Below are 26,965 nucleotides of genomic sequence, written 5' to 3' on the forward strand. Positions count from 1 at the left end.
GACTATCTAAAAATGATAGATAACATATAAAAATATCTATAGTTGATCCAAAATTTATAGAGATAATAAACGAAATGGAATAAATATTGAGGTACAAATAAGTCTATTTGATGTCTGGTAAAACAAGATGGATGTATAGCAAATGTTATTGTGTACTTTTATCAATGTAAATCAAGTACTTGTATCTGATGATAATGGGAATAACTAAGTATCACAAACACAAAACGCCTGTGACTATTATTACAGGTTTTCTAGGAAGTGGTAAAACTACTACTATGAATCACATTTTGACCAATCGCCGGAATCTAAAAGTTGCTGTTTTGGTCAATGAGTTTGGAGACATTAATATTGATAGTCAGCTTTTAGTTTCTATAGATCGAGATATGGTGCAACTAAGTAATGGTTGTATCTGTTGCACTATTAACGCTAGTTTAATTGATGCTGTTAATAAAGTTTTAGAGTCTCAAGATATCGATTATATCGTCATTGAAACTACAGGTTTAGCCGAACCCATTCCCTTAATGATGACTTTTCTTAGCAGCGAGTTGAGTAATGTCACTCGTTTAGATTCTATTTTAACTGTCATAGACGCAGAGGGTTTTACTAATAATTATTTTGAGAGTGAAATTGCTTTAAATCAAATAATTTATGGTGATATTATTCTGCTCAATAAAACTGATTTAGTTTCCGAAGCCAAACTTCAAAATATAGAAAATTATATCCATTCAGTTAAAGTCGGTGCCAGAATTTTACGTACTCAACACGGTCAAGTGGCTTTACCTTTAATTTTAGATGTAGGAAATAATCATACGAAAAATATAACTTCAACAAATCCAACTTCAAAAAATTTAAACTTTACTTCCTTACAACATAGTCTTGTTAATTCATCTCATGTTAATCGTTTGAAGGAAAATGATTTTATGTCGGTTTCCTTTCAGAGCGATCAACCTTTAGTTATTGAAAAATTTACTAAGTTTTTAGACGAACAATTGCCAGAAACAGTATTTAGAGCTAAAGGAATTATTTGGTATCAAGGAAGCAAACTACGTCACATTTTTCAACTGAGTGGTAAACGTTGTAATTTTCAGAGAGATAAATGGAAAGATTCTCCGTCCAATCAATTAGTTTTCATTGGACGAAATTTAGATGCTAATAAAATTAAAAATCAGTTAGAGCAATGTCTTGCTACTAATTAAAAAATACAGTGGAACATTGAAAATTACTGTGAAGTATTATTTATCCTCAACGAGTTTAGATATATTTGAATAATCAATTTCAGCAATAGATTTATGAATTTTGTATTGCTGTACGGGGTTTGTCATCAAATTAATTACTGTTTCAATTGGCGAACAACCAGGTTCGGTACAGTGTAACTGACTTAAAGAAATGGAAACTTCCTCATCAAGTTGAAATGCTTGATAAATCCACTCCTTAACTTGCTTAATTTCTTGAAAATTCGCTTTCTGAGATTGTTTTCCAAAAGTAAAGCTCATTTTAGTAGTAGTTAAATATTTTAGTTAAATAATTGTTTCCAGCACATTTGCTGCTTGTAAATGAATGACAGTAATCTTTGTTGATAGTGTTCCTAAATATTTGGGTTATTGGATACTATATCGGGCTTTAACTCTCAATTAGTTGGTAAACTCTCAAGAAACACATTCTGTAAACCTCATGTAGCAAGAACTTGAGCAGAGGGATTATTTTATTGTTCTCGATCAGATGGAACAAGTTCAAGGCCAAAAGCATGAGCTTTTTTCTTGAGAGTAAAGCGATATCATTACTCCTATTTAAGCAGTGTTAGACTGCTAGAAATATACCCCAAAATAAATCCGTGGCTTCCATCACCATTAACATTCCAGATCGACAATTTCAAAAAATAGCCATCTCCGAAAATTAGTAAAACCTCTCTATAACTAGCTTTTAAACCGTCAAAGCAGTAATTCAGACAAGCTAATTTATACGGTAAAATCAGGATTTTATATACTTACTATCAATAAAAATTTAAAAATGTAGTTGCTTGAATTTGTTTTATCCTGATGACTTCAGGCATATTTCTTGTGGTAGTATTAACGTACCCATACGGAATCTTATTAATCCACAAATCGTTAACATTACTTTTGAATATTTTTTATAGTTTAATCTAAATCGTTCTTGTATAATTCGAAAAATCTTAAGTGAGCGAATTCGATGTTCAATATATACTCGTTTTGATGAAAATTGCTGATTTAATTCCTTTTGCTCAATTGTTAATTCTTTATTTTTTGGTTTCTTAATAGGAGTAGTAATTAACTCTTCTCCAATATAGGCTAAATCAGCTTTAAATCTTTGATTGGGATGAAAACGTTCACGGTATTCTCGAAACAAGCTTATATCACTTGTTGGCCCAGGTAATCCAACGACAACATCAACAATATCTACTGCATTTGGTAAGGTAATTATCTGACTTTTAAATGTATGTTTTTGTGCCTTACCAGAAAAATATTTTTCTTGCTCCTTATTATCTACAGGTCTCTCCCTAACTTGCTAAGCCTTACGGCATGCGCTAGCGCGAACATAGCTATCTACAATTAATTCATATTCCGTTAGAACTTCCTTTACGATCTCATAGTCAGATTCGTTTTTTTTTACTTCCTCTAGTAAGCTGGCGGGTAATAAATCTCTGAGTAATGGCAACCAATAATTAAAAGTTGCATTTGCTGTTGACTCACTAATTCCAAACTGAATTCCAAGAAGTTGGAAAGTAGTCATATGTCTCAAATAAATCAGTGTCAAAATTATTTGTTCTTGTATTGATAATTTTTGTTTACGACCACCACCTTTTTCAATAATTCTAACTTTCTTAGATTCTAATAGAGCTTGTTTTTGATGGTGTACTCTTTCTGCATTTTGAAGCAATTGCTGTAGTTGAGAATATTCGGGCACCAATTAATCGTTGTGTTTCTTTTTGATGTTCTTCAATATAATTCAGTATGTCAATCATTTTTGTGTGTAAAAAAGCTATATGTCATTCTTTTACCACAAAATATTTATATTTTGGAGATGTCTAATACAAGAGTTAGCACAGGAACTGAGTATCTCACCAGAGGAGTTATTGCGTATTAGTCTGGAGGAATGGCTGAGTCATCCACAAAACAATTTTTCTCAAGCTGCAAACTACGTACTGCAAAAAAATGCAGACTTATATCGGCGTTTAGCATGATTCGATACTTATCATTGCTGGAAATTCTCGATCTGCATCGCCAGATTATTAATCAATCAGGAGGAACATCAGGTATACGAGATTTAGGAGCATTGGAATCTGCTGTAGCTCAGCCTCGAATGACATTACTATATAATACATCAGAACTACTTTTAATAAAGACTCAGTAATGGATGAAAACAGATACCATCTTCTATACTCTTCTCCAAAATCTTCCCAGCGTGTTGTTTGAACTATTGGAACAACCACCAACCCAAGCATCACATTATGAATTTTCCTCTGTAGAAATCAAGGAACTTTCGCGACGCATCGATGGTTTATTTTTACCATTACCCGAGTATCCCCAAGATCCAATTTATTTTGTGGAGGTACAATTTCAACGGGATGATGATTTATATTGGCGATTAATTACCGAAGCATTTTTGTATTTAAATCAATATAGACCCGAGCGATCGTGGCGAACAGTAGTTTTATGGGCTAAACGCAGTCTCGATCCAGGCATTCCTAAGGCGTATCAAACACTACTATCTGCTGGGCAAATCCAAGTAATATATTTGGATGAATTAACTGATACTTCTTCCTCTATAGGCTTGGGAATTATTGGTTTGGTGGTTGCTCCAGAAAACGAAGCAGTCGAAGTCGCAAAAAACTTAATCAACCAGGTACAAAAAGCAGATGTCACCAAACGTCGGCAGCTTTTAGAATTAGTAGAGAGGATGTTGATTTACAAATTTTCAAACCAAAGTAGGCAGGAATTGGAAGCGATGTTTGGATTAACAGAATGGCGAAAAACTAAATTTTATCAGGAAGTTGAGCAAGAAACAAAACTAGAGACAATCCCCCGTTTATTAAAGATCGGGTTGAGTGCAGAGCAAATTGCTGAAGCACTTGAATTAAAAGTTGAAGTAGTTAAACAAGCTGTTGAAAAGCAAAGTCGAGGAAAATCTTAATCTTGATTTAGAAACTTTCAAAAAAGAATTTATACCGTTATTTCTTACCTGTAGGGGCGCACCGACGTGCGCCCTGATGATTGGTGTATATTTTAATTGGAAATCCCATCAGCAGGAATTTGAGAAGAAAATCAAAGCAATTTCCCGTTCGTTAAAAAAATGTCTTGTTGCTAAGTTATTTACCTCACAGCTTCACAACCTTAAAAGTTTTCAAACTGCTATCCGTACAACCACTAATAAATCCCCCCATATCCTGAATTTTTAACAAGTAATTTAATGCTGCATCAGTAACTACCTCACCTGCAATTAATACTGGAATTCCCGGAGGATAAGGACAAATAGTTTCTGCACTGATATGTCCTACAACTTCTTCAAAAGGTAGCATCTGTGTGGGTGCGAAAAAAGCTTCCCGAGGTGAGATTTTTATAACTCCGCTTTCTTTGTTGTCTTTCTTGATAGAAAAGGAATGAGGTTTTGTTGCTATCCGTTTGTCCCCCTTATTAAGGAAGGTTGGGGGGATATCAAATGTTGCATCTTTACTACTAATTGGTATTAGAGATGATGGAATCATCTTCGCAAGAGTAGTGAAACCTTCCACCAAGTGATCGATATCTTCTTGAGTATTACCCAAACTGATAATAAAAGTAACATTTCGCCAAGATGCTAATTCAGAATATACCCTTAATTTTTCTTCCAAAATTTCATCAGCAGCAAACCCCGTCAATCCCAAACCAGAAACGTTAACAGTTAATCGGGTTTCGTCTAATGCAACAAATACTGAGGATTTCTTTCCTAGTTTATTTCTTCCCGATTCAAAAGTTTTTGCAGATGAATAAGGTTTTCCTAAAACAGATAAACCAGGAATTTTACTAATCCGCGATCGCGCTTCTTGAGCAAGTTGCAAAGTGCGGGACATCAATTCTTTCCCATCCACAGCCATTTGCTGACGCGCTGCATCTAAGGAAGCCATTAGTAAATAATTAGGACTAGTAGACTGTACAAGTTGTAAACTTCTACTTATCCGTTCAATATCTATTTGGTTACCCCGGACATGGAGCATTGATGCTTGTGTCATCGCCCCAAGGGTTTTATGAATGGATTGTACGCTTAAATCTGCGCCTGCAGCTAAAGCAGGAATTGGTAACTCGGGATGAAAAGTAAAGTGCGCTCCGTGAGCTTCGTCTACTAATAAAGGAATATTGTATTTGTGAGTAAGATTTGCGATCGCAATTATATCCCCACAAGTACCGTAATAAGTCGGGTAAACCACCATTACGACTTTAGCGTCAGGATGTCGTTTTAGTGCAACTTCCACAGAATGAGGTGTGACACCATGAGCAATATCTGAAACCGGATCGTATTCTGGCTCGATAAAAATTGGAATTGCACCAGAGAGAATTAAACCCGAAATTACTGAAGAGTGAACATTACGCGGCAAAATAATTTTATCATCGCGCTCGCAGGTCGCCAAAATTGCAGCTTCAATCCCGCAGGTAGAACCATTAACTAAAAACCAAGTATGAGATGCACCAAAAGCTTCTGCAGCAAGTTGCTGTGCTTCTTGGATAACTCCACCCGGAGCAAAAAGATTATCTAAGTCTGTTAATTCTGGTAAATCTGCTTTAAATACAGCTTGACCAAAATATTCTTCTAATTTTGATGAAATCCCTTTCCCTAACTTGTGACCGGGAGTGTAAAAAGGAGCATGGGGTTTATTTGCATACTCCCATAAAGTATCTAGTAGCGGAGTTTTCGTTTGTGATAACACTTCTATACGAGTAATGAGTAATAAGTAATGAGTAATAAGTAATGAGTAATAAGTAATTGGTAACTCCTTCTGACTCCTGACTCCTGACTCCTGACTCCTGACTTCTGACTTCTGACTTCTGACTCCTGACTCCTGACTCCTGACTCCTGACTCCTGACTTCTGACTCCTGACTTCTGACTCCTGACTCCTGACTTCTGACTTCTGACTCCTGACTTCTGACTCCTTCCACAAAAATTACTTCAAAATGATAATAAGATTTAAGATTAAATCTGAATTGTAAATTCTAAATTTTCATCATCTTAAATTCTCGAACCCAAAATGCTAAGAGCTGGTATTGTCGGACTCCCTAACGTCGGAAAATCTACTTTATTTAATGCTTTAGTTGCAAATGCTAAAGCTGAAGCTGCAAACTTCCCATTTTGTACCATTGAACCTAATGTCGGTGTTGTTTCTGTACCAGACGAACGGCTCAATACCTTATCAGATATTTCTAGTTCTAAGCAAACTATCCCGGCGCGGGTAGAATTTGTAGATATTGCTGGATTAGTCAAAGGTGCTAGTCAAGGAGAAGGGCTGGGTAACCAATTTTTATCCCATATTCGAGAAGTAGACGCGATCGTTCACGTGGTACGTTGTTTTGAAAATGATGATATCGTTCACGTAGCTGGTGGAATCGGTCCAGAACGGGATGTGGAAGTTATCAATTTGGAACTAGTTTTAGCCGACCTCGGACAAGTAGAACGGCGCATTGAACGAGTACGCAAACAAGCACGGGCTAATAAAGATGCTCAAGCTGAACTAGCAATCCTAGAAAAATTAGCTGCAGCACTGAATGAAGGTAAATCAGTTCGTCAAGTTGAATTAACAGAAGAAGAAGCCGAAGTCATTAAACCATTGGGAATGCTCAGTGCTAAACCAATTATTTATGCAGCAAATGTTTCAGAAGATGACCTCGCAACCGGCAATGAATTTGTCGAACAAGTCAGGCAAATAGCCGCTAAAGATAATGCTCAAGTCGTAATAGTATCGGCACAGGTAGAATCAGAATTAGTTGAAATACCAGAAGAAGAAAGAGGTGATTTTCTCGAATCTTTGGGAGTAGAAGAAGGTGGTTTAAAATCCTTAATTCGAGCGACCTACGAACTTTTAGGTTTGCGGACTTACTTCACCTCTGGGGAAAAAGAAACTCGTGCTTGGACAATTAAAGCGGGAATGTCAGCACCACAAGCAGCAGGAGTAATTCACAGCGATTTTGAACGGGGTTTCATTCGTGCAGAAACCGTTGCTTATAATGACTTAGTTTCCACAGGTTCGATGTCCGCAGCCAAAGAAAAAGGTTTAGTTCGTAGTGAAGGGAAAGACTATGTCGTTAAAGAAGGTGATGTGATGTTATTTAGGTTTAATGTTTAGGGTGGGTAATAAGTAATAAGTAATAAGTAATGAGTAATAAGTAATGAGTAATAAGTAATGAGTAATAAGTGGGGAGTTACTCATTCATTACCCAATCGCCAATCGCCAATCCCCAGTCCCTAATCGCCAATCCCCAGTCCCCAATCGCCAATCCCCAGTCCCCAATCACCAATCGCCATCCCCCCCAAAAAAAATTACGCCTATGATCAATTCCCACCTGAATTCTGGGGTATTCTGGAAGAACTGAGAAAATTGCCGTTGGAAATAAATAATGAAGCTGGCAAATCGAGTCGATCAAGTAAAACCTTCTGTTACTTTAGCCATCTCTGCAAAAGCTAAGGCGATGAAAGCAGAAGGAATTGATGTTTGTAGTTTTAGTGCTGGAGAACCTGATTTTGATACGCCAGCCCATATTAAAGCTGCTGCTCAAAAAGCATTGGACGAAGGAAAAACTAAATATGGTCCAGCAGCAGGTGAACCAAAATTAAGAGAAGTGATCGCTCACAAACTCAAACGCGATCTCAATCTTGATTACAAATCAGAAAATGTGATTGTTACCAATGGTGGTAAGCATTCCTTATTTAACTTGATGATGGCGCTCATTGAACCGGGAGATGAAGTCATTATTCCCGCACCTTATTGGGTAAGTTATCCAGAAATGGTCACAATAGCTGGAGGAACGCCCGTCATTGTCACAACAGATGCTTCCACAGGTTACAAAATTACTGCCGAACAGTTACGGCAGTCAATTACCCCCAAGACCAAACTATTTGTTTTGAATTCACCATCTAACCCAACAGGGATGGTATACTCGCCTGGGGAAATTGAAGCTTTGGCGAAAGTTATCGTGGAAGCAGATATTTTAGTAGTCTCAGATGAAATTTACGAAAAACTTCTTTACGATGGGGCAAAACATATTAGTATTGGTTCCTTAGGAACGGAAATATTTTCCAGAACCATCATTAGTAATGGTTTTGCAAAGGGTTATTCAATGACGGGTTGGCGTCTTGGTTATTTAGCTGGACCAGTGGATTTAATTAAAGCTACGAGCAATATTCAAAGTCATAGTACATCAAACGTTTGTACTTTTGCTCAGTATGGTGCGATCGCAGCTTTAGAAGGTTCTCAAGACTGTGTGGAAGAAATGCGTCAAGCATTCGCCAAGCGTCGGGAAGTTATGTTCGCGAGAATAAACTCGATTCCTGGACTAAGTTGTGAAAAACCAGATGGTGCTTTTTATCTGTTTCCCAGTATCAGTGAAACCGGACTCAAATCTCTAGAATTTTGCAGTAAATTGCTTGAAGAATATCAAGTTGCAAGTATACCCGGTACAGCCTTTGGTGCAGATAACAATATTCGTTTTTCCTACGCCACTGATATGACAACTATCGAAAAAGGAATGGATCGATTGGAAAAATTTGTTAGGTTAGCAGTTAGTAGTTAACAGTTACCAATTACCAATTACCAATTACCAATTACCAGTTACCAATTACCAGTTAACAGTTATTGGTTGACGGTGAAAGGCGATCAATCGTTTATCACTAAGGTCACCCCTTTATCATATAGGGTTTTATATTTGGAAATCTAATCCCCAGTCCCCAGTCCCCAGTCCCCAATCCCCAGTCCCCAGTCCCCAATCCCCAGTCCCCAATTTCTGGATAAATATTCCTTTGAGCATCTAGAATCTAAGCGTATTTACTTTAGGTGGAGGATTATGGAGCAAAGTACCATAAATGCTGTAGAAAGTATTTTCGAGAAAGGTTTAAGCTGCTTAGATGCAGGAAACTATAAAGCTGCTCTCGAGTGCTTTGACGAAGCTTTACAAATACATCCCCACGACCACCAACTTTGGCGAGCACGTGGTGATGTTCTGTATGCTTTGGAACGTTACGATGAAGGTGATGATTCTTATATCAAAGCTGATGAAGAAGAAATTGCCAGCTTCGATCGAGGTTTAGAGTTTCAACCTTATGATCGCGGACTTTGGGAAGCCAGAGGTAATGCTTTACATAATAAAAAACGTTACGAAGAAGCACTAATTAGTTATGATCGGGCATTAGCAATTAAATTTGACGACAGCGAAACTTGGGTTAAAAGAAGTCACAGTTTAATGGAACTGGACATGTATCCAGACGCCATTGCTAGTCTGGATAAAGCCTTAGAATTTCAACCCCAAAATCCCGACACTTGGAGAGAAAAAGGAAATATCCTAGCCCACCAAGGACGTTTTGAGGAGGCTGTGAATAGTTATAACAAAGTACTAGCACTTCAGAGCGATGATTATTCTGCTTTGGTGGAAAAAGGTCGCTGTTTGGTTAATTTGGAACGTTATAAAGAAGCAATTGATAGTTTCGACCGAGTATTAGCTGCTGAACCTGATTGGTGGGCGACCTGGGAAGAACGGGGTATTGCTTATGAAGGTTTGGAACTTGACGAAGAAGCCTTAAAATGCTATGAGACTGCATTGCAAATTCGTGACTCGGAATCTGGTTATACCTGGATTAGCCCTGACACCTTATGGGAAAGATTGGAAACGCTGAGGTTAAATCGATTAACTCATTACGATACTTTAATTGCAAATAATCCCAATGATTGGGAAACCTGGTTGTTACGAGGTGAAGAACTCTCGGCTTTGAAACAATATTCAGAAGCAATTGAAAGTTTCGATCAAGTTTTAAGTATCAAATCTGACTTTCATAATATTTGGTTTCAACGAGGTTGTGCTTTTCTAAATCTGGGTGACGATAGAGAAGCGATCGCTAATTATGATCGAGCTTTGGAATATTACCAAGAATCACCAATGGCTTGGTATTACCGGGCTATTACTTTATCTAACTTGGAGCAATATCAAGAAGCGCTGATTAATTGTGATAAAGCACTTAAATATATTCCTCAAGCTTCTGAAGTTTGGGAAACTAAAGGTAATATTGCCTGGAAATTAGGTGATTTTGAAGAAGCAGAGCAAAGTTACGCTCAAGTTTTGGCAATTCAGCCCAATGCTTATCGAGCTTTATTTAAGCGCAGCATGGCATTCATTCAATTACAGAGATTTGAAGAGGCATTAGTTTGTCATTTACATTCTAATTCTTTAGATACTGTAAGCCCTGAGGACGAACAAGATTGTATTGATTCTCTTCAGTATGCCCAAAGTTGGTATGTTTGGGCTGAGGAATTAATACACAATGGCACCGAAAATTATCAAGAAGCTAATATTTTACTAGATAAAGCTCTGGAAATGACTCCGGAAATGGAAGAAGCTTGGAATCTCAAAGCTTACATTCTGTTGCAGTTGGGTATATATGATGAAAGTTTAGCTGCTTACGATCAAGCTTTGGAATTTAATCCGAGATCGGAACATGCTTGGTTTAACCGGGGACTAGTTCTAGAACAGTTAAATCTTTATGAAGAAGCGCTTTCAAGTTATAACAAAGATCTAGAAATTCATAGTAAAAATCCCCAAACTTGGACTAATCGCGGTCGGGTTCTGCAAAATTTAGGTTGGGGAGACGAAGCAATCAATAGTTGCGATCGAGCTTTAGAAATAGAACCAGAATACGATCCTGCTGTTTATGAAAAAGCTAGTATTTACGCTATCCAGGGAAATATCGAATTAGCTCTGGAAAACTTAGAAAAAGCAATTCAAATAGTCGAAGAACAAAATTTAGCAGAGACAGTTAATTACCGATTTTTAGCATATAACGATCCCAACTTTGATAATATTCGCCATGATTCCCATTTTCATAATTTAACGACTACTCAGTTAACAGTCATCAATTAACAACTTATGGCTAATCTCACGCCCTTACGAGCTAAAGTTAACAGTTAACAATTAAATTTTTATGATGACGGGCAACTTATTATCACATTCAGGATGAGATTTACTTCTTAAGCCAAGTTGCTAGCCATAGGCAAAACTTTTGAGATTCTAGGATAAGTCTCTTATATCCCCCTAAATCTCCCGTTCGCGCGGCGATCTAATAAATTGGGGGACTTTGAATTAATTTCCCCCCTTATTAACGGAATTAGGGAGTTTCAAATGTAATATTTTTGTAATACTATGTCCATTTAAAAACTAAGCTAAAAGCTACCAAACTTCTGCCCAATAAACTATTTCAGATGCAAATCTATCAATCGCTATGCCATAGCTATTACCGTGATTCCACTTAAAACTAGCGTTTCCTTTGTCGCGTGCTCCTAAGACTAGTATCTCATAGGTTGGTGGAAAAGATTCTACGTCATCATCACCTGTATAAAAAAAAGTTGTTGGTAATCCGTCTTTTTGGTTTAGATGGTCGTTGGTGTTACCACCTTGATATTTGCGTTGCGATATCTGGCGATACTGTGCAAGTAACTGTTTAATTCTTGTTTGAGGTAACTTCATTTTCAGTTGCAAGAAGCTTCCCCCTTGTAAGTTTCCCGGATAGTATATAAACTTTGTATTGCTAGCATTTGAGGAAATTACAGCAGGAAAATGCTTCACTAACTCCTGTTGAGACCAAATTGAACTACGAATTTCTTCATAACGAGATACATCAGTAATTCTTTCCGATCTACCGTCATTATTGAAAGCTTGTTTGAACAAACTTGGATTTAAATTAAAACTCCCTCCAACAATTGCAATGCTACCCAAAGACATTACAAGAAGGAGGGCTATTTTAAAAAAATGCGTCTTATTCATTAAAAATTAGTTAAATGCATCCAAATTTTGCGGGATACACTTAATTAATATCAAAATTCATGATGTCTAAGGGTTTAATTTTCAATATATTTACATAATCTTCAATTTATCTCAGTAAAAATTCGGTTTTGAAGAATTGGTAATGGGTAATTGGTAATGGGTAATGGGTAATGGGTAATGGGTAATTGGTAATGGGTAATGTTAGCAGCTAGCGATAGCGTACTTAGGTATTGTGGGGCACGTTAGCATTCGCCACTCGCGGCGCGGTCTAGCGGGAYACGTAAGTGTACACAGTGCACAGTAATGAGTAATGAATCGAGTAATTGATAACTTTAGCCCGTAAGGGCGTGGTGTTAGCAAGGGCGCGGCGTTAGCCATAAACTGTTAACTGTAGCCCGTAAGGGCGTGGCGCAAGCCATAAACTGGTAACTGTCAACCGTCAAAAGCTTCCAGCAATCATTCCAGCAAGTAAAATAAATCCAATCCAGACATTTTGTCGGAACATTTGACCGTAGACAGGGTTGGGTAAATCTGGTTGTTTGAGGCGAAAATACTGCCATACCCAACCTATGGTAGCTAATGTCAAACTTACCCAGAAAACTGGATTTAGATGGGTGACAAAACCTAAATCAGCCAATAAACCCACAGTAATAATAAAGAAAATTCCTACTGCTTCTGATACATATTTACCGAAAAATAAAGCACTGGAATTAACACCAACACGCCGATCATCTTCGCGATCGCTCATAGCATAAACTGTATCAAATCCTAGGGTCCAAGCTAATGTTGCGCCCCATAACAACCAAGTAGAAAGAGAAATATTTTGGGTTACCGCACTCCAACTAATTAACACTGCAAAACCCCAAGCAATAGAAAGTACTAATTGAGGTATTGGAAATATACGTTTAGCCCCAGGGTATAAAATAATAACAGGTACAGCCGCAACACATAGCCAAAAACTTAAAGGGTTAAGGTAAAGAGATAAACCCCAAGCACATGTAAGAGCAACAATCGCTACAACAATACCAACTTTAATCGAAAGAGCCCGAGAAGCTAACGGACGGGTTTTAGTTCTTTCTACTTCCGGATCGATATTTCGATCCCATAAATCATTTACTACACATCCTGCGGCACTAGTAGCAAGAGTTCCTAAAATAACTACTCCAATTAAAGGTAAGGGTGGTTTACCATTCGCTGCTAAAAATATTGCCCACAACGCCGGAATCATCAAAATTAATCTTCCTTCTGGTTTGTGCCATCGCAAAAGCTTGACAATCGTTAACCATAATGGCTCGGGATTATTTAGGGGCGTATTAAGCATAGGTAGCAAGTTGATAAATTTAAGACTACATACAAATAAATTTTGTCACACTTCTTTACAACTAGAAGATGTATTTATTTACTATCTATAAAATCAAAACTAGCGATCGCAAAATTAGGGATGACAAAATTAAAGTCATAAAAATACAACCATAAAGTTAAAAGCATACGATTAAAACAATAAAATTAAATAGAAGTAAAAGCTTTAAATTCAAAAAAATGGAAAATTTGAAATGTAGAGTGTGATGCTTTAATATTTGGACGATCTTGTCCCCCAAAGCTTTTCTCTTGACGGGTTACTAGTATAAGGTTTATACCCAAATAAAATTAGACTCTTAGGTTTTAAAGTTTCAAGCCTTAGATTTTCAAACTTTAGATTTTCAAACCTTAGATTTCAAACCTTAAACCTTCAAACCTTGATTTTCAAACCTTAAACTTTCAAATAGTGCATTCTTATTTGTTCTATTCGAATTATTTTAGATAATAGTGCCGACACACCAATCAAATAATCAAACTTTTAATAACTATTCACCGATCCGGGAGACACATAAATGCTTGATTCTGTTTTGGCTAGTTGGGAAAAAATGACTACTCCAACAGCCGATGGACATCGAATCATTGCTGCTATTGATTTAGGAACTAATTCCTTACACATGGTAGTAGTGGAAATTGAACCAAAACTGCCATCTTTTAGCATCATTGGTAAAGAAAAGGAAACGGTCAGATTAGGTAACCGAGAACCAGAAACGGGCAATCTAAAATTAGAGGTGATGGAAAGAGCGATCCATGCTTTAGCCCGTTTTCAAGAAATAGCCAAAACCCTCAATGCTGAAACAATAATCGCCGTAGCAACCAGTGCTATCCGAGAAGCACCTAATGGAAGAAGTTTCCTCGAACGTGTAAAAAAAGAATTGGGTTTAGATGTTGATTTAATTTCCGGACAAGAAGAAGCCCGACGTATTTATTTAGGCGTACTTTCGGGCATGGAGTTTACCGAACAGCCACATATTATTATTGATATTGGTGGGGGTTCTACAGAACTAATTTTGTGTGATTCCCAAGAAGAAAAAGTTCTCACCAGCACTAAAGTTGGTGCAGTGCGATTAACAAAAGAATTTATTAACACCGATCCTATTAGTAACTCTGAGTTTGATTATCTCCAAGCTTATACAAGGGGAAAGCTCGAACGCGCTGCAGATGAGATTAAGGTGGGATTAGAAACTGGGAAATACCCCTGTTTGGTTGGAACCTCCGGAACTATTGAAACTATCGCAGCAATAGATGCAAGGAATAAATTAGGCGCGGAACCATCTACACTTAATGGTTACGAATTTACCCTCTCAGATTTACAAACATGGATACACCGCTTTCGGAAAATGGATAATAAAGAGCGGGCAGAAATTCCTAGTATGCCAGATCGAAGGTCAGAAGTTATTCTTGGAGGTGCCATTGTTTTACAGGAAGCAATGGCACTTTTAAATGTGGGGTCAATTAAAATATGCGAACGGGCTTTAAGGGAAGGTGTGATTGTTGACTGGATGCTCAAGAATGGCTTCATCGAAAATCGCCTACGATATCAAAGTAGTGTGCGCGAACGAAATATTGTTAAAGCCGCACAAAAATTTCAAGTTAACACCGAACATAGCGATCGCGTAGCCGAGTTTGCTCTGAGTTTATTCGACCAAACACAATACACGTTACATGACTGGGATAGCAAAGCCCGGGAATTACTCTGGTCTGCAGCGATACTACATAATTGCGGCTATTACGTCAGTCATAGCGCCCATCACAAACATTCTTACTACCTAATTCGTAATAGTGAGTTACTGGGCTATAACGAAACCGAAATTGAAATAATTGCTAATTTGGCTCGTTACCATCGCAAATCAGCTCCCAAGAAGAAGCATGAAAATTATCGAAATTTAGTTCATAAAGAACACCGGGAGCTAGTTAGTCAACTTAGTTCTTTATTAAGAATCGCCACAGCTTTAGATAAACGCCAAAATGGTGCGATTGCAAGAGTTGAATGTAAATATGACTCAGAAAAACGGGAATTTCATGTCCAATTATTCCCATCCGATATTAATGACGATTGTGCGTTGGAATTATGGAGTTTGGACTACAGCAAGGTTGTATTTGAAGAAGAATTTGATGTCAAATTAGTAGCTAAATCAGGTTCTAGTGCGACAGTTACTACTTGATAACAACAAAATACAACAGGGGACTCCAAGCCTTATGCTATCTACTCCTGTTCCCTGTTCCCTATTCCCCATTCTGCCCATCTCTACGTCCAAGTTCGTAAACTCCGCAACCAATACAAGCAATTATTCCCACACTAATTGACCAACTGCGATCAAAAGCAAATTCAACCAGCCAATTACACAAACCACCAATCAAGAGAAATGGCACAATACTAAAAATTGCAGCATAAAAGGCATTTTGTGATTCTCTTGCTTTTCGGGTTTTTTCATATTCCGACTGGCTCATGTAAAGAGAACGCTCGGCAAAATTAAACCACCGGCTCAATTGTAAGATAAACCATTCGCTGACTGGTGAAAATCCCAAATATAGTGCTAAAGACCACAAACTAATACCGGAGATGGTGACAGGGTCTAAATTGAAACTGAAGGGGAAAATATCAGTCAGCATGTTTTTTCAGTGGTTGCAAAAATTATGACTTTGCGATCGCAAATATTTGCTAGAAATATTTACTAAAAATATTTACTAAAAATTTATTGCTTAAAGTTTAAATAAATGTTGTGAATAAATCTTAATATTAAATTTTACATTAATTGTGCTGCTTAGCGCGAGCAGATCTATTTTCGGATATTGACATGTAATATTTACAACGAAAATCTATGCAACCAATTGAAAATGAGTAACGGCTAATAAGTGACAAATGACATTGAAATCGCTTATTTTCAGTATTGAAGTGTAAGTCGCTCGTATTTACATCATCCAAAGCAAGATTTATTGGGGTTCGATCAAAAGCGAAAAACTATTATTCTAAACAATTAAAATGAATAATAAATTATACGGATCAGTTATTTCAGGAAAAAATAATTCAAGAAAAAAATTTGTTTTATTTGGAATTTTAAGTCTTACTTCGCTTTTTATCTTTTGCCAATCGAGAAACCTCACAGCCAAAGCATCACAAGACAAAAAGCTACAAACCCAAGCTCAAGCCCAAATATTAAATGCTAGTAATAGCTGGAGATTTGCTTCTTTCCCTGTGGAAAATTTCCAAGGATATACATCTCCATTTGGCTATCGTCGTTCTCCCAATGGTGGTTCAGGTGTGGAATTTCACAACGGTTTAGATATGGCTGCTCCCATGGGTAGTTACATTCGTAATTGGTGGGGTGGAAAAGTAATCAAAGTTAGCGATCAGGGTCGTTGTGGGACCCATGTCACAATACGATCTGGACAATGGAAGCATACTTATTGTCACATGCAGGGACGTGTTGTTAAACATCAAGGTCGTTCCTATATGCTTGATCGTGAAGGTGGGATCCAAATTGCAAAAGGTCAAGTAATTCCTGCAGGAGCCAGAATCGGTCGTGTAGGAATGACTGGACGTACAACTGGTCCCCACTTACATTGGTCACTTAAATTCCAAAACCGATATGTCGACCCCGGGATGATTTTGCGTAAAATGTATTCTCAGCGATATTCTTGATTGGGGATTGGGGATTAGGGATTGGGGATTGGGGATTAGGTAGTCGCAACTTCTCACTTCTTACTCTTTACTTATTACCCATTACCCATTACCCATTACCCATTACCCATTACCCATTACCCATTACCCATTACCTCTAACCAGATATTGCTAACTCAGTCTCTGGTGAATTTGTATACTCAGAAATAATCTTACGAAACTCTTCACCCTCAATTGTTTCCCGTTCGATCAATAAATCTACTAAATAATCTACCAATGGGCGATTCTGCGCTAATAAATCCTTTGCTTGCTCGTAAGCTTGATTAATAATCTCCCTTACTTGGGAATCAATTCTCGCAGCAATTTCTTCAGAGTATTCTGACCGATTCATCCAGTCACCTCCTAAAAATACTTCCCGATTGGAAGTTTCTAACGCCAAAGGTCCCAAAGAAGACATCCCAAACCTGGTTACCATTTGTCGCGCTTGTGCTGTTAGTTTTTCTAGGTCGTCGAATGCACCGGTCGTAACTTCTGCTTTACCAAAAATTACTTCTTCTGCTGCTCGTCCACCCAAAGTTCTGACAATTAGCGATCGCATTTGTGCTTTAGTAAGTAAACCCTGTTCTTCCCCAGGAATATACCAAGTCGAACCGCGCGATTGACCTCTGGGAATTAAAGTAACTTTTTGTACTGGGTCAGCATCTGAAATTAAAGAAGCAACTAAAGCATGACCGATTTCATGATAAGCAATTAATCGCTTTACCTTACTGTCTACTAATGGTGTACCTTCCATCCCCGCAACAACTCGGTCGATCGCATCATCAATTTCTAACATCGTCAACGCCTCTTTGCGTCTTCTAGCTGTAAGAATTGCAGCTTCGTTGAGTAAGTTAGCTAAGTCTGCTCCCGTAAAACCAGGAGTACGACGAGCAATTGCATCTAAGGAAACACTGGGGTCGATTTTTTTATTCTGCGCATGCACCTTTAATATTTCCAAACGTCCTTTAAGATCTGGTGCATCAACAATTACCTGTCGGTCGAATCTTCCTGGACGGAGTAGTGCTGCATCTAATACATCGGGACGGTTAGTAGCTGCAATGATGATAATACCGTTATTACCTTCAAAACCATCCATTTCTGTTAATAACTGATTCAGGGTTTGCTCCCGTTCATCATTACCACCACCGATACCAGCACCCCTTTGTCTACCCACAGCATCTATTTCATCAATAAATACCAAACAAGGTGCGTTTTCCTTGGCTTTTTTAAATAAATCTCGTACCCGGGAAGCACCTACACCCACGAACATTTCCACAAATTCAGAACCAGAAATACTAAAAAATGGAACAGCAGCTTCACCTGCAATAGCTTTTGCTAATAAAGTCTTACCGGTACCGGGCGGTCCAATTAATAAAACTCCTTTGGGAATACGAGCACCTACCGCAGTAAATTTCTCGGGCTCCTTAAGAAATGTAACAACTTCTTGTAATTCTTCTTTTGCTTCTTCAATTCCAGCTACATCAGTAAATTTTACCCCAGTTTTGGCTTCCATTTGAAAACGAGCTCGGGTTTTACCAAAATTCATTGCTTGGGAAGAAGCATTTGCAGAACGCCGCAATATCAACAGCATAATTGCCACTATGGGCAAAATCCACATTAAATTGATTAATAAATTAAAAGCAGCTTTACTATTTGCACTGGAAATAGCTTCATAATCAACTTTATCTTTATTCCGATTCAGAATATTAATAAGTTCGGGATTTCGATCCAAAAGCGGTACTCTTATTGCTTTTTTTGGATCTTCTGGTAAATAAACTTTTGCAAGTCGCTCTGTTTGATCTATTTCTACTCTCTCAACTTCGCCTTTTTTAATTTTTTCTATCAGTTGACCATAGTCCAATTTTTCTGTTTTTTCGTCTTGTCCCTCTTTCTGTGCAAAAGCAGGTGCACTAGAAAAAAATCCAGGTAAAATTACTAAACTAGCAGCTAGTAGGGTACTGAAAGCCAAGCTTTTAGTAAACGATTGTTTTAGCAGCCCCGATTTTTTACCAATTTTATTGCTAGCAGATTTCAAACCCCCAGTATTATTCCCTAAAGTCATATATTCTGGATTTACGGGGACGACTTGAGAATCATCTTCTTGGGCTGATAAGAACAATCGCTTTTTCATTGATACTTTTCCTACAAGACTTTCCATATTAATTAACAGTTTTTTGCCACTAGCCACCATGAATTGGGAACTGGGCTTTTTTTAGCTTTTCTTTTAGCAGGATTGAAATAACTACGTTCTCAGTCTAGTCTAACTTTAGATATATAGTATGTTGGTACTCTACGTTTAGCTAGGAATCGTTCGAGGCATTTATACATACCACTTAATTACAATTATGTCACTTTTCTTCGATGCATATAATCCATATAGAAAAGGATATAGAAGTTTATCGTTAAACAAAATTTGACATTTCAATCGATCTATCACTAAAATTAAATCATAGTCGTTATGAGTTTACTTTGACAAGCTGTTTAGAAGTTTGTTAAGTGGTTGAGAGTTCTGAAGTGGCTGGGAATAAAGTCAATATTCTCAAGTAGGAAGATACGAACAGGAGACGACAAATAAAAATAATCAGGGAAAATGCAAAGCAAATTTAAGAGTTAGAAGCAAAAAACAGACTAGCTGTTAATTAAACCTCAAATTTATATTCAAGTTTAAATTTGAACTAAACACTCAAGAAAATACTTTTTGTCTAGGTTTGTCGCAAAAAATATTTTTCAATTTGTTAACTAATTTGTTAATCACTTTTTTTGATTGTTTATCGAGTTGAAAGTATCGCAATTAATATATTGTTTACAGGTGGTTTATCATGGTGAAAATAGTCGGTATTGCTGGCAGTCTGAGACCTCAGTCTTACAGTCAACAAGCACTAAAGTTAGCAATTGAAAGAGTTGAAGCTTTAGGTGCAGAGGTAGAAATATTAGATTTACGGCAGATGGATTTGCCGTTTTGTAACGGTAAAGATGATTATTTAAACTATCCAGACGTGGAAAAATTACGGAGTCACGTCAAAAATGCAGATGGTTTAATCTTGGCTACTCCAGAATACCATGGTGGAGTTAGTGGTGTCTTGAAAAATGCCCTAGATCTGATGAGTTTTGAGCAATTGTCAGATAAGGTTACAGGATTAATTAGCGTTTTAGGTGGTCAATCAAACAGTAATGCCTTAAATGATTTAAGGCTAATTGCTAGATGGGTGCATGCTTGGGTAATTCCCGAACAAATAGCGATCGGGCAAGCATGGAAAGCTTTTGACTCAGAAGGTAAATTATTAGACGACAAACTGTCCGAGCGCTTTGACAAATTTGCTCAAAGTTTGGTTGAGAATACCTCGAAATTGCGAGGAAAAAAAATTCCAGAACTGAGTAAGAAGTAATGGGTAATAGGTAATGGGTAATGGGTAGTGGGTAATGGGTAATGGGTAATTGTTTACTCTTTCTTATTTAACTTATTACTTATTACTTATTACTCATTACTTCTTACTCATTACTCACAATCAATGATGGTGGTGGGAATGAGTAGCTTGTAATTGATGATTAACTGCAGATCCATCCTCCGACAGCAACGCTTCAATATGCTCGTCAGCCCATTGAGCAGCCATTGACGAGAACTTACCATGATCGTTAACACATGGCATTTGGATATAACTTATCCCTGAATTTTTTTTCTCCAGATCGTGAATAATATGGTGTACGTCGAGTAAAGTTTCGTGGTTTTCTGTGGCAAAACCAATGGGCATAAATATGATTACTTTGGCACCCAATTGAATCAAATTATTTGCAGCTTGTTCCGCATTAGGTTGGGTCCATTCGATTAATGGGGTATCATGATTGAGCCAACCCACAGAAATTAATGGATAGCGGTGAATTAATTTTTCCCGCACCAAATCGTAAAGTATTTGACTTTCAACAATTCCGGAAGTGAAACCCTTGGCTTTATGGGGACAGCCATGGTTCATGAGCACGATACCAATTTCAGATGCTAAGTAGGAATTAGCCAACTCAGCATTAATTTTTTCTTCTACCAAGCTCGCCATCAAATCAATGTAAGCTGGTTCGTTATAAAACGAAGGAATATAGCGCATTCCTTTTACCCAATGCTCTCCACTATCATCCATTTGTGATAGGGCATTATTAACCTGCTCTAAAGCAATACCGCTAGTAAAAATCGAGTCTACAACTAACAGTGGATAAATTAGTAATTTACCAAAACCTTGATTTTTGATTTCGGCTAGCACTTGATGGGGAAGGTGTGGAGCACAAAAGTTAAAGGCTTTAAAAACTTTGACTTTATTTCCCCATTTAATTTGTAGCTGTTCTTCTATCCCAGCTCTTTGTTTTTCAAAAATCGCATTATGGGGAGAAATAAAATCATGATGTGTATGACCCCACTCGTGGCGATCAAATAAAGCTAATAGTTTTGCTAGGGGTGGATATACCCAGGTAGGTACTGGAGCAAATTTAGCTGTGAGCAAATTTAAAGCCTGTTCATTATAATTAGCAAAATCTTCATAATTTTCCACTTCACCGTAACCCATTAGCAATACGGCTACTCGATCCTCCCCATGAGAATGTACATGAATACCTTGTGACTTTTCGGGTGTAGCAACCACAATAAATTCCTCAATATAAGCAAAATAGAAAGGGCGTCAGGTAACCGACGTATATTTCCTTTGGCAGTAATTATCACCTATCCTATCCCCCTGGACAGCATATTAATAAAAATTTTGACATCAGTTACAATCACAAACTATTTGTCTTAGAAAGATAAGAAAGTTTACTAAATATTTTCCTCAATTTAAGCCCCATCTTATGTCATCTACTTTGTGTCGCGTTTGATAGACCCATTGACAATATTGGGCTAATAATAGATTTATGAGTCAATTAGTTGTATTCGTAGGGCTTTTAATGGCATGGAGCACGGGCACTACGCCACTCATAAGCAACTATTACCTATGGTTGTATCTCCCAATTACTAAACTCTTATTTCCTAAACTCTTATTCCATAGAAATTGATGATGAATAACCTATGATTAATATTTGTTTCTTGATGCATTTTAATTAACTACTAGCCCTTATTTATCTCAGTTTTTGAGCGGACAGGTGTTATATTGACAACTATCAAATTTCTTGGAGATGACTTCATTATGAGGAGATTACAACTTAAAAGTAATGAATGTAATTATTTGCCCTGGAATGCATGAAATAGACCTTACTAAAAGTTTTATCTCAGGGTTATCAGACTTTAACTCTGATATTTTCAGTTGTTTGTCATCAGTAAAAATACTAATTTATTTGGGTAATAACTTAAAAACTTTATCTGCATTTCATATTTTAAATTTTTTATTTGAGAAAATAGAAGATATGAAATCTCCGATTATATTCATTGCCTTCAGTGCTGGTGTAGTAGGAGGGCTACAAGCAGCTTATTTATGGCAATTTTTAGGGGGGCGGGTAAAAGCTTTTATCGCTATTGATGGCTGGGGCGTGCCACTTTTTGGTAACTTTCCCATTCACACTATTAGTCACGATTATTTTACCCATCAAAGTTTACTTCGTATGCCTGGCGGGAATAATAACTTTTACGCCCAACCTGCTGTAGAACATCTAGAAATTTGGCGATCGCCCCAATCTGTTAGAGGATGGTGGGTAAATCCTAACTTAACAACAAAAAGTACCAAAATATACTTAACAGTCTCTGAATTCTTGCATATGCTTTTGAAACATTACGAAAAGATTAGTCCGGAAAACCAACTTGGCAAAGGGGAGTGAAGAATATACAACAGTAATCTACCAAAAATGGAAGAAGTGACCATCGATAACTTTAAAGAATAATTTTAAAGAATAATATTTTATCTTCCGTCGCCATGGATTCAATTTTGCTGATTAAATCTAAAACTTACCACTCTAAATTTTCTGATGTTTCCAACTGAACCTGCTGCTGTGAGTCGAGGATTTGGTGCTGTACTAAAGAATCGTAGTTTTATGCTGGTGTGGATTGGTCAAGCAATCTGCCAGCTAGCCGATAAAATCTTTTTTGTATTAGCGATCGCCTTGTTGGAAAAATATCCTCCAGAACCGGGAACCCTAGAAGATAATAGGCGTTTATTGATATATTTGGCATTTACTCTACCGGCAGTATTGCTTGGTTCAGTTGGTGGTGTAATCGTTGATCGATTTCCCAAAAAGCCAATTATGATTGGCTCTGATTTACTCCGTGGGCTTTTGACAATTGCAATTCCATTTTTACCGCGTGAGTTTTTAATATTACTATTTATTACCTTTGGTAACTCCTTGATCGTGCAGTTCTTCGCTCCAGCAGAGCAAGCAGCTATCCCAATTTTAGTGAAAAGAGAAAATTTGATGGCAGCAAATGCTCTGTTTACCAGCACTATGATGGGAGCAATAATAGTTGGTTTTGGTGTTGGGGAAAGTCTACTATCTTTGGGCAAAAATTTAATTGGACAAAAGTACGGACAAGAGTTTATTGTTGGTGCTTTATATTTAATATCTTCGTTAATAAAAATACCTGTAAATCTTGCCGGACGCCAAATAAAAAATAAACCTAAGACATCATTTAACCCTTGGATGGAATTTAAGGATAGTTTGCGTCACTTAAAGAAAAATCGTTTAGTCCTCAATGCAATGTTGCAACTAACAGCTTTATACTGTGTTTTTGCAGCTTTAATAGCTTTATCAATCAGATTGACCCAAGAGTTTGGTTTAGAAGAGAAACAATTTGGCTTTTTCCTTGCTGCAGCTGGCGTGGGAATTGTCTTGGGTGCGGCAATATTAGGACATTGGGGTGATAGGTTCCATCATAAACCTTTGCCATTATTTGGCTTTTTGTGTATGGCATTTGTTTTAGCAGTTTTTACCTTTACCCATAGCTTATTAATTGCTCTTGGACTTTGTGCCATCCTAGGACTTGGAGCTGCAACTATTGGAGTACCGATGCAAACTTTGATTCAGCAGCAGACACCACCTGCGATGCACGGTAAAGTATTTGGATTTCAGAATCATGTAGTTAATATTGCTTTAACCGTACCATTGCTAGTTACAGAGCGTTTGACCAATGCAATCGGCTTGCGTTATACCTTAATAAGCATAAGTGCAGTAGTTGCGATCATTGGTATTTGGGCTTGGAGAAATACTCGTCGAGTGTTAAAGGACGTTATTTAGTTAACCAAAAATATCAGAATTAATTTAATATTTTTTATATGTATTGCAGAGTTAACTAAAACAAGGCTGAAATAAGTTTGAGTAAGTTTTGCGAAGTTAATATCATGCAAGTTGTGATTTAAGTTTTACACTAGTATAAAATTTCGAGATAAAAATTTCGAGATAAAAATCAATAATAAAGTAAGCTAAGTTCTGAGGTTTGCCAGTGCTTTCAAAAGGTGTTTCTACCAAGGTTTCCTATTCCCGCAGTCCTGCAACTGAACAAACAAACAACGGTAATAAGTCTAAAAGTAAAAGTTCCAGGCGGGTGTCTGGTGGTTTTGCACTTTTAGACAGTCTGAAAAATCATGGCGTTGAATTTATTTTTGGTTATCCCGGTGGTGCCATTTTACCTATTTATGATGACCTTTATAAAGTTCAATCCACTGATACTAAGATCGAGCATATCCTGGTCAGACACGAACAGGGAGCATCCCATGCTGCTGATGGTTATGCTCGCGCTACAGGTAAAGTAGGAGTTTGTTTTGGTACTTCTGGTCCAGGTGCAACTAATTTAGTTACCGGTATTGCTACTGCTTATATGGACTCAATACCAATGGTTGTAGTTACAGGTCAGGTTACTAGGGCTGCAATTGGTACAGATGCTTTCCAGGAAACAGACATATATGGTATTACCTTACCTGTTGTCAAGCACTCCTATGTAGTTCGCGATCCCAGAGATATGGCGCGGATTGTCGCAGAAGCTTTTTATATCGCTAGCACTGGACGTCCGGGACCAGTTTTGATTGATGTTCCTAAGGACGTAGCTTTAGAAGAGTTTGATTATATTCCTGTTGCACCAGGTTCGGTTAGATTACCTGGTTATCGCCCAACAATTCGGGGAAATCCAAGACAGATTAACGCTGCGGTTGACTTAATTCGCAATAGTCGTCGTCCCCTATTATATGTAGGAGGCGGTGCAATTGTATCGAGCGCTCACAATGAGATTAAAGAATTAGCGGAATTATTCAATATACCTACCACCACAACATTGATGGGTATTGGTGCATTTGATGAAAATCATCCCCTATCTGTAGGTATGTTGGGCATGCATGGTACCGCATATGCTAACTTTGCAGTTACTGATTGCGATTTGTTAATTTGCTTAGGAGCAAGATTTGACGATCGGGTCACCGGTAAACTGGATGAATTTGCTTCCCACGCCAAAGTTATTCATGTTGATATCGATCCGGCTGAAGTTGGTAAAAATCGTACCCCCGAAGTTCCTATTGTTGGCGATGTCAAGACAGTTTTGAAAGAATTATTGGCTCGCTGTCGGGATATGGGAATTGAACGTACAACAAGTAAAAACCAAGAGTGGTTAAACTTGATTAATCGCTGGAAAACAGAATATCCCCTGGTAGCACCCCAATATCCCGATAGCATTTCACCTCAAGAAGTTATTTCCGAAATCGGTCGTCAAGCACCGGAGGCGATTTATACAACAGATGTTGGTCAACATCAAATGTGGGCTGCACAATTTTTGAATAATGGTCCCCGTCGTTGGATTTCTAGTGCTGGTTTGGGAACAATGGGCTTTGGTGTTCCAGCTGCGATGGGTGCTAAAGTTGCATTCCCCGAGCAAGAAGTCATTTGTATTAGTGGTGATGCTAGCTTCCAAATGAATTTACAAGAACTTGGAACCCTGGCTCAGTATGGAATTAACGTAAAAACGGTAATCATTAATAACGGCTGGCAAGGTATGGTACGCCAGTGGCAGCAAGCTTTCTATGGCGAACGTTACTCTAACTCCAACATGGAAGTAGGGATGCCAGATGTGGAGTTTCTAACCAAAGCCTATGGTATCAGAGGTATGGTGATTGAAACTCGGGAACAACTTCAAGATGGGATCGCCGAAATGTTGGCACATAACGGTCCTGTTGTGGTAGATGTTCGAGTTACTAAAGATGAAAACTGCTATCCAATGATTGCTCCCGGTAAAAACAATGCCCAAATGATTGGTTTACCCAAACAAGCGCCCAAAGCTTCAACAGAACCAATTTTCTGTGGTAACTGTGGTGCTAAGAATGCTCCCAATAATAATTTCTGTCCAGATTGTGGAACGAAGTTATAAAATTTGGAAGCTTTAAAGTTTGGAAGTTGTAAAATTTGACTTTTATTATCAAGAAATATTAATTAGTTACTGGGCTCTAGCCTGGTAACTTAACTTATTTGTGAGTGTTTTGTTTTCAGTCAACCCAATGCAGTCGATGGAATATTATAGATAGTTAAATCCCATCTTCCGCACCCTAACTGTCACACACCAAGGGGATGAGATTTTTTAGTACATATTTATTAAACAAGACTTAGATATTCATGAGACTAATGGGAAGTTATCTCATTAAATTTGGGATCTATCAAAAAGTATTTTGAGTTGAAGTCTTTGATGAGGCTAAAAAGATTCTTAAAAAAGTAAGAAAATATTTTTGCTCGAAATAATAATGTGAGAATTTAAACAGAATTGTGTTGTAAAATTCTGTTTTTATGTTTGATATAAAAGATGTTGAAATACAAAATATAGACCATTTAGGGATAGTAGCAGGAATCGTAGATTCCATTGGATTAGTAGAAATAATTAATGATTTATTAGGGTCAAAACCAGGAGAAAAAGTCAGTGCAGGACATGTTGTCAAAGCAATGATTTTAAACGGATTAGGATTTGTGTCTAAACCGTTATATATGTTCCCGAAGTTTTTTGAGCAAATAGCTTTG

At 37.5% G+C, this 26,965-nt stretch carries 24 protein-coding genes and 1 pseudogene; 14 read left to right on the plus strand and 11 right to left on the minus strand.

Features of this window, described 5'->3' with window-relative positions; all coding sequences use genetic code 11:
• Window positions 1–188 precede the first annotated feature (188 nt).
• The gene (locus BC008_RS44515) at window positions 189–1,196 is read left to right on the plus strand and encodes a CobW family GTP-binding protein (RefSeq protein ID WP_058184837.1); all 1,008 of its coding nucleotides are present in this window, start codon (window positions 189–191) and stop codon (window positions 1,194–1,196) included.
• A 36-nt stretch (window positions 1,197–1,232) separates the two neighbouring features.
• Here BC008_RS44515 and BC008_RS44520 read toward each other — a convergent pair whose 3' ends face one another.
• From BC008_RS44520 to BC008_RS51980, 3 genes and pseudogenes are all read right to left on the minus strand, one after another.
• Entirely contained in the window at window positions 1,233–1,493 is a 261-nt protein-coding gene (locus BC008_RS44520; protein ID WP_027843605.1) for a hypothetical protein, read from the minus strand.
• 535 nt (window positions 1,494–2,028) lie between these two features.
• Window positions 2,029–2,454, minus strand: a pseudogene (locus tag BC008_RS51975) (transposase family protein); the annotation flags it as partial.
• 69 nt (window positions 2,455–2,523) lie between these two features.
• Window positions 2,524–2,922 (minus strand): helix-turn-helix domain-containing protein, encoded by a 399-nt coding sequence (locus tag BC008_RS51980; protein WP_063800876.1) that lies wholly within the window; start codon window positions 2,920–2,922, stop codon window positions 2,524–2,526.
• Window positions 2,923–3,001: 79 nt separating this feature from the next.
• Here BC008_RS51980 and BC008_RS44535 point away from each other — a divergent pair, with 79 nt between their 5' ends.
• From BC008_RS44535 to BC008_RS44540, 3 genes are read left to right on the plus strand one after another with little or no spacing between them, the layout of a single operon-like run.
• Window positions 3,002–3,199, plus strand: coding sequence for a hypothetical protein (locus tag BC008_RS44535; RefSeq protein WP_058184841.1), 198 nt, complete (start codon window positions 3,002–3,004; stop codon window positions 3,197–3,199).
• Window positions 3,196–3,369: a hypothetical protein gene (locus BC008_RS47265; RefSeq protein WP_201026241.1), complete on the plus strand. Its 174-nt coding sequence runs from the start codon at window positions 3,196–3,198 to the stop codon at window positions 3,367–3,369. Before BC008_RS44535 ends, BC008_RS47265 begins: the two co-directional genes overlap by 4 nt.
• A gap of 3 nt (window positions 3,370–3,372) precedes the next feature.
• The gene (locus BC008_RS44540; RefSeq protein WP_027846699.1) at window positions 3,373–4,149 is read left to right on the plus strand and encodes an Rpn family recombination-promoting nuclease/putative transposase; all 777 of its coding nucleotides are present in this window, start codon (window positions 3,373–3,375) and stop codon (window positions 4,147–4,149) included.
• Window positions 4,150–4,333: 184 nt separating this feature from the next.
• On the opposite strand, the gene BC008_RS44545 is transcribed toward BC008_RS44540, so the two are convergent.
• Together BC008_RS44545 and BC008_RS50160 are read right to left on the minus strand one after the other, a co-directional pair.
• The gene (locus BC008_RS44545; RefSeq protein ID WP_027846698.1) at window positions 4,334–5,917 is read right to left on the minus strand and encodes an aminotransferase class I/II-fold pyridoxal phosphate-dependent enzyme; all 1,584 of its coding nucleotides are present in this window, start codon (window positions 5,915–5,917) and stop codon (window positions 4,334–4,336) included.
• A gap of 2 nt (window positions 5,918–5,919) precedes the next feature.
• The gene (locus BC008_RS50160) at window positions 5,920–6,147 is read right to left on the minus strand and encodes a hypothetical protein (RefSeq protein WP_161938232.1); all 228 of its coding nucleotides are present in this window, start codon (window positions 6,145–6,147) and stop codon (window positions 5,920–5,922) included.
• A gap of 89 nt (window positions 6,148–6,236) precedes the next feature.
• Between BC008_RS50160 and ychF the strand changes: the two genes are divergently transcribed.
• On the plus strand, window positions 6,237–7,328 hold the full coding sequence (gene ychF / locus BC008_RS44550; protein WP_027847073.1) for a redox-regulated ATPase YchF: 1,092 nt from the start codon (window positions 6,237–6,239) through the stop codon (window positions 7,326–7,328).
• A 76-nt stretch (window positions 7,329–7,404) separates the two neighbouring features.
• On the opposite strand, the gene BC008_RS50165 is transcribed toward ychF, so the two are convergent.
• The gene (locus BC008_RS50165; protein WP_161938233.1) at window positions 7,405–7,545 is read right to left on the minus strand and encodes a hypothetical protein; all 141 of its coding nucleotides are present in this window, start codon (window positions 7,543–7,545) and stop codon (window positions 7,405–7,407) included.
• A gap of 54 nt (window positions 7,546–7,599) precedes the next feature.
• On the opposite strand from BC008_RS50165, the gene BC008_RS44555 reads away from it, so the two are divergent.
• Entirely contained in the window at window positions 7,600–8,772 is a 1,173-nt protein-coding gene (locus BC008_RS44555; RefSeq protein WP_027847044.1) for a pyridoxal phosphate-dependent aminotransferase, read from the plus strand.
• A gap of 270 nt (window positions 8,773–9,042) precedes the next feature.
• Window positions 9,043–11,106, plus strand: a complete 2,064-nt coding sequence (locus tag BC008_RS44560) for a tetratricopeptide repeat protein (protein WP_027846750.1) — start codon at window positions 9,043–9,045, stop codon at window positions 11,104–11,106.
• A gap of 306 nt (window positions 11,107–11,412) precedes the next feature.
• Here BC008_RS44560 and BC008_RS44565 read toward each other — a convergent pair whose 3' ends face one another.
• Both BC008_RS44565 and BC008_RS44570 read right to left on the minus strand, forming a co-directional pair.
• Window positions 11,413–11,964, minus strand: a complete 552-nt coding sequence (locus BC008_RS44565) for a hypothetical protein (RefSeq protein ID WP_235596028.1) — start codon at window positions 11,962–11,964, stop codon at window positions 11,413–11,415.
• A gap of 481 nt (window positions 11,965–12,445) precedes the next feature.
• Window positions 12,446–13,327, minus strand: coding sequence for a 4-hydroxybenzoate solanesyltransferase (locus BC008_RS44570; RefSeq protein WP_027846461.1), 882 nt, complete (start codon window positions 13,325–13,327; stop codon window positions 12,446–12,448).
• Window positions 13,328–13,877: 550 nt separating this feature from the next.
• Between BC008_RS44570 and BC008_RS44575 the strand changes: the two genes are divergently transcribed.
• A complete protein-coding gene (locus BC008_RS44575) occupies window positions 13,878–15,527 on the plus strand; it encodes a Ppx/GppA phosphatase family protein (RefSeq protein ID WP_027846460.1) in 1,650 nt (549 codons plus the stop codon).
• Window positions 15,528–15,588: 61 nt separating this feature from the next.
• Here the strand turns inward: BC008_RS44575 and BC008_RS44580 are convergent, their stop codons facing one another.
• The gene (locus tag BC008_RS44580; protein WP_027846459.1) at window positions 15,589–15,975 is read right to left on the minus strand and encodes a hypothetical protein; all 387 of its coding nucleotides are present in this window, start codon (window positions 15,973–15,975) and stop codon (window positions 15,589–15,591) included.
• 370 nt (window positions 15,976–16,345) lie between these two features.
• Here BC008_RS44580 and BC008_RS44585 point away from each other — a divergent pair, with 370 nt between their 5' ends.
• Window positions 16,346–17,005: a M23 family metallopeptidase gene (locus BC008_RS44585; protein ID WP_058184845.1), complete on the plus strand. Its 660-nt coding sequence runs from the start codon at window positions 16,346–16,348 to the stop codon at window positions 17,003–17,005.
• 136 nt (window positions 17,006–17,141) lie between these two features.
• Here BC008_RS44585 and ftsH read toward each other — a convergent pair whose 3' ends face one another.
• Window positions 17,142–19,085, minus strand: coding sequence for an ATP-dependent zinc metalloprotease FtsH (gene ftsH / locus BC008_RS44590; protein WP_058184851.1), 1,944 nt, complete (start codon window positions 19,083–19,085; stop codon window positions 17,142–17,144).
• A 757-nt stretch (window positions 19,086–19,842) separates the two neighbouring features.
• On the opposite strand from ftsH, the gene BC008_RS44595 reads away from it, so the two are divergent.
• Window positions 19,843–20,409, plus strand: coding sequence for an NADPH-dependent FMN reductase (locus tag BC008_RS44595; protein ID WP_027845638.1), 567 nt, complete (start codon window positions 19,843–19,845; stop codon window positions 20,407–20,409).
• Window positions 20,410–20,529: 120 nt separating this feature from the next.
• Here BC008_RS44595 and BC008_RS44600 read toward each other — a convergent pair whose 3' ends face one another.
• A complete protein-coding gene (locus BC008_RS44600) occupies window positions 20,530–21,645 on the minus strand; it encodes a ferrochelatase (RefSeq protein WP_027845639.1) in 1,116 nt (371 codons plus the stop codon).
• A gap of 559 nt (window positions 21,646–22,204) precedes the next feature.
• Here BC008_RS44600 and BC008_RS44605 point away from each other — a divergent pair.
• The 4 genes from BC008_RS44605 to BC008_RS44620 all read left to right on the plus strand — a co-directional run.
• Window positions 22,205–22,804, plus strand: a complete 600-nt coding sequence (locus BC008_RS44605; protein ID WP_036267423.1) for a hypothetical protein — start codon at window positions 22,205–22,207, stop codon at window positions 22,802–22,804.
• A 147-nt stretch (window positions 22,805–22,951) separates the two neighbouring features.
• Window positions 22,952–24,214, plus strand: a complete 1,263-nt coding sequence (locus BC008_RS44610) for an MFS transporter (RefSeq protein ID WP_027845640.1) — start codon at window positions 22,952–22,954, stop codon at window positions 24,212–24,214.
• A gap of 205 nt (window positions 24,215–24,419) precedes the next feature.
• Window positions 24,420–26,327: a biosynthetic-type acetolactate synthase large subunit gene (gene ilvB / locus BC008_RS44615; RefSeq protein WP_027845641.1), complete on the plus strand. Its 1,908-nt coding sequence runs from the start codon at window positions 24,420–24,422 to the stop codon at window positions 26,325–26,327.
• Window positions 26,328–26,737: 410 nt separating this feature from the next.
• Window positions 26,738–26,965 (plus strand): DUF4277 domain-containing protein (locus tag BC008_RS44620; RefSeq protein ID WP_058184847.1); only part of this gene is annotated, 228 nt, incomplete at its 3' end.

Origin of the sequence: Mastigocoleus testarum BC008 (genome assembly GCF_001456025.1) — a bacterium.
Lineage (GTDB): Bacteria > Cyanobacteriota > Cyanobacteriia > Cyanobacteriales > Nostocaceae > Mastigocoleus > Mastigocoleus testarum.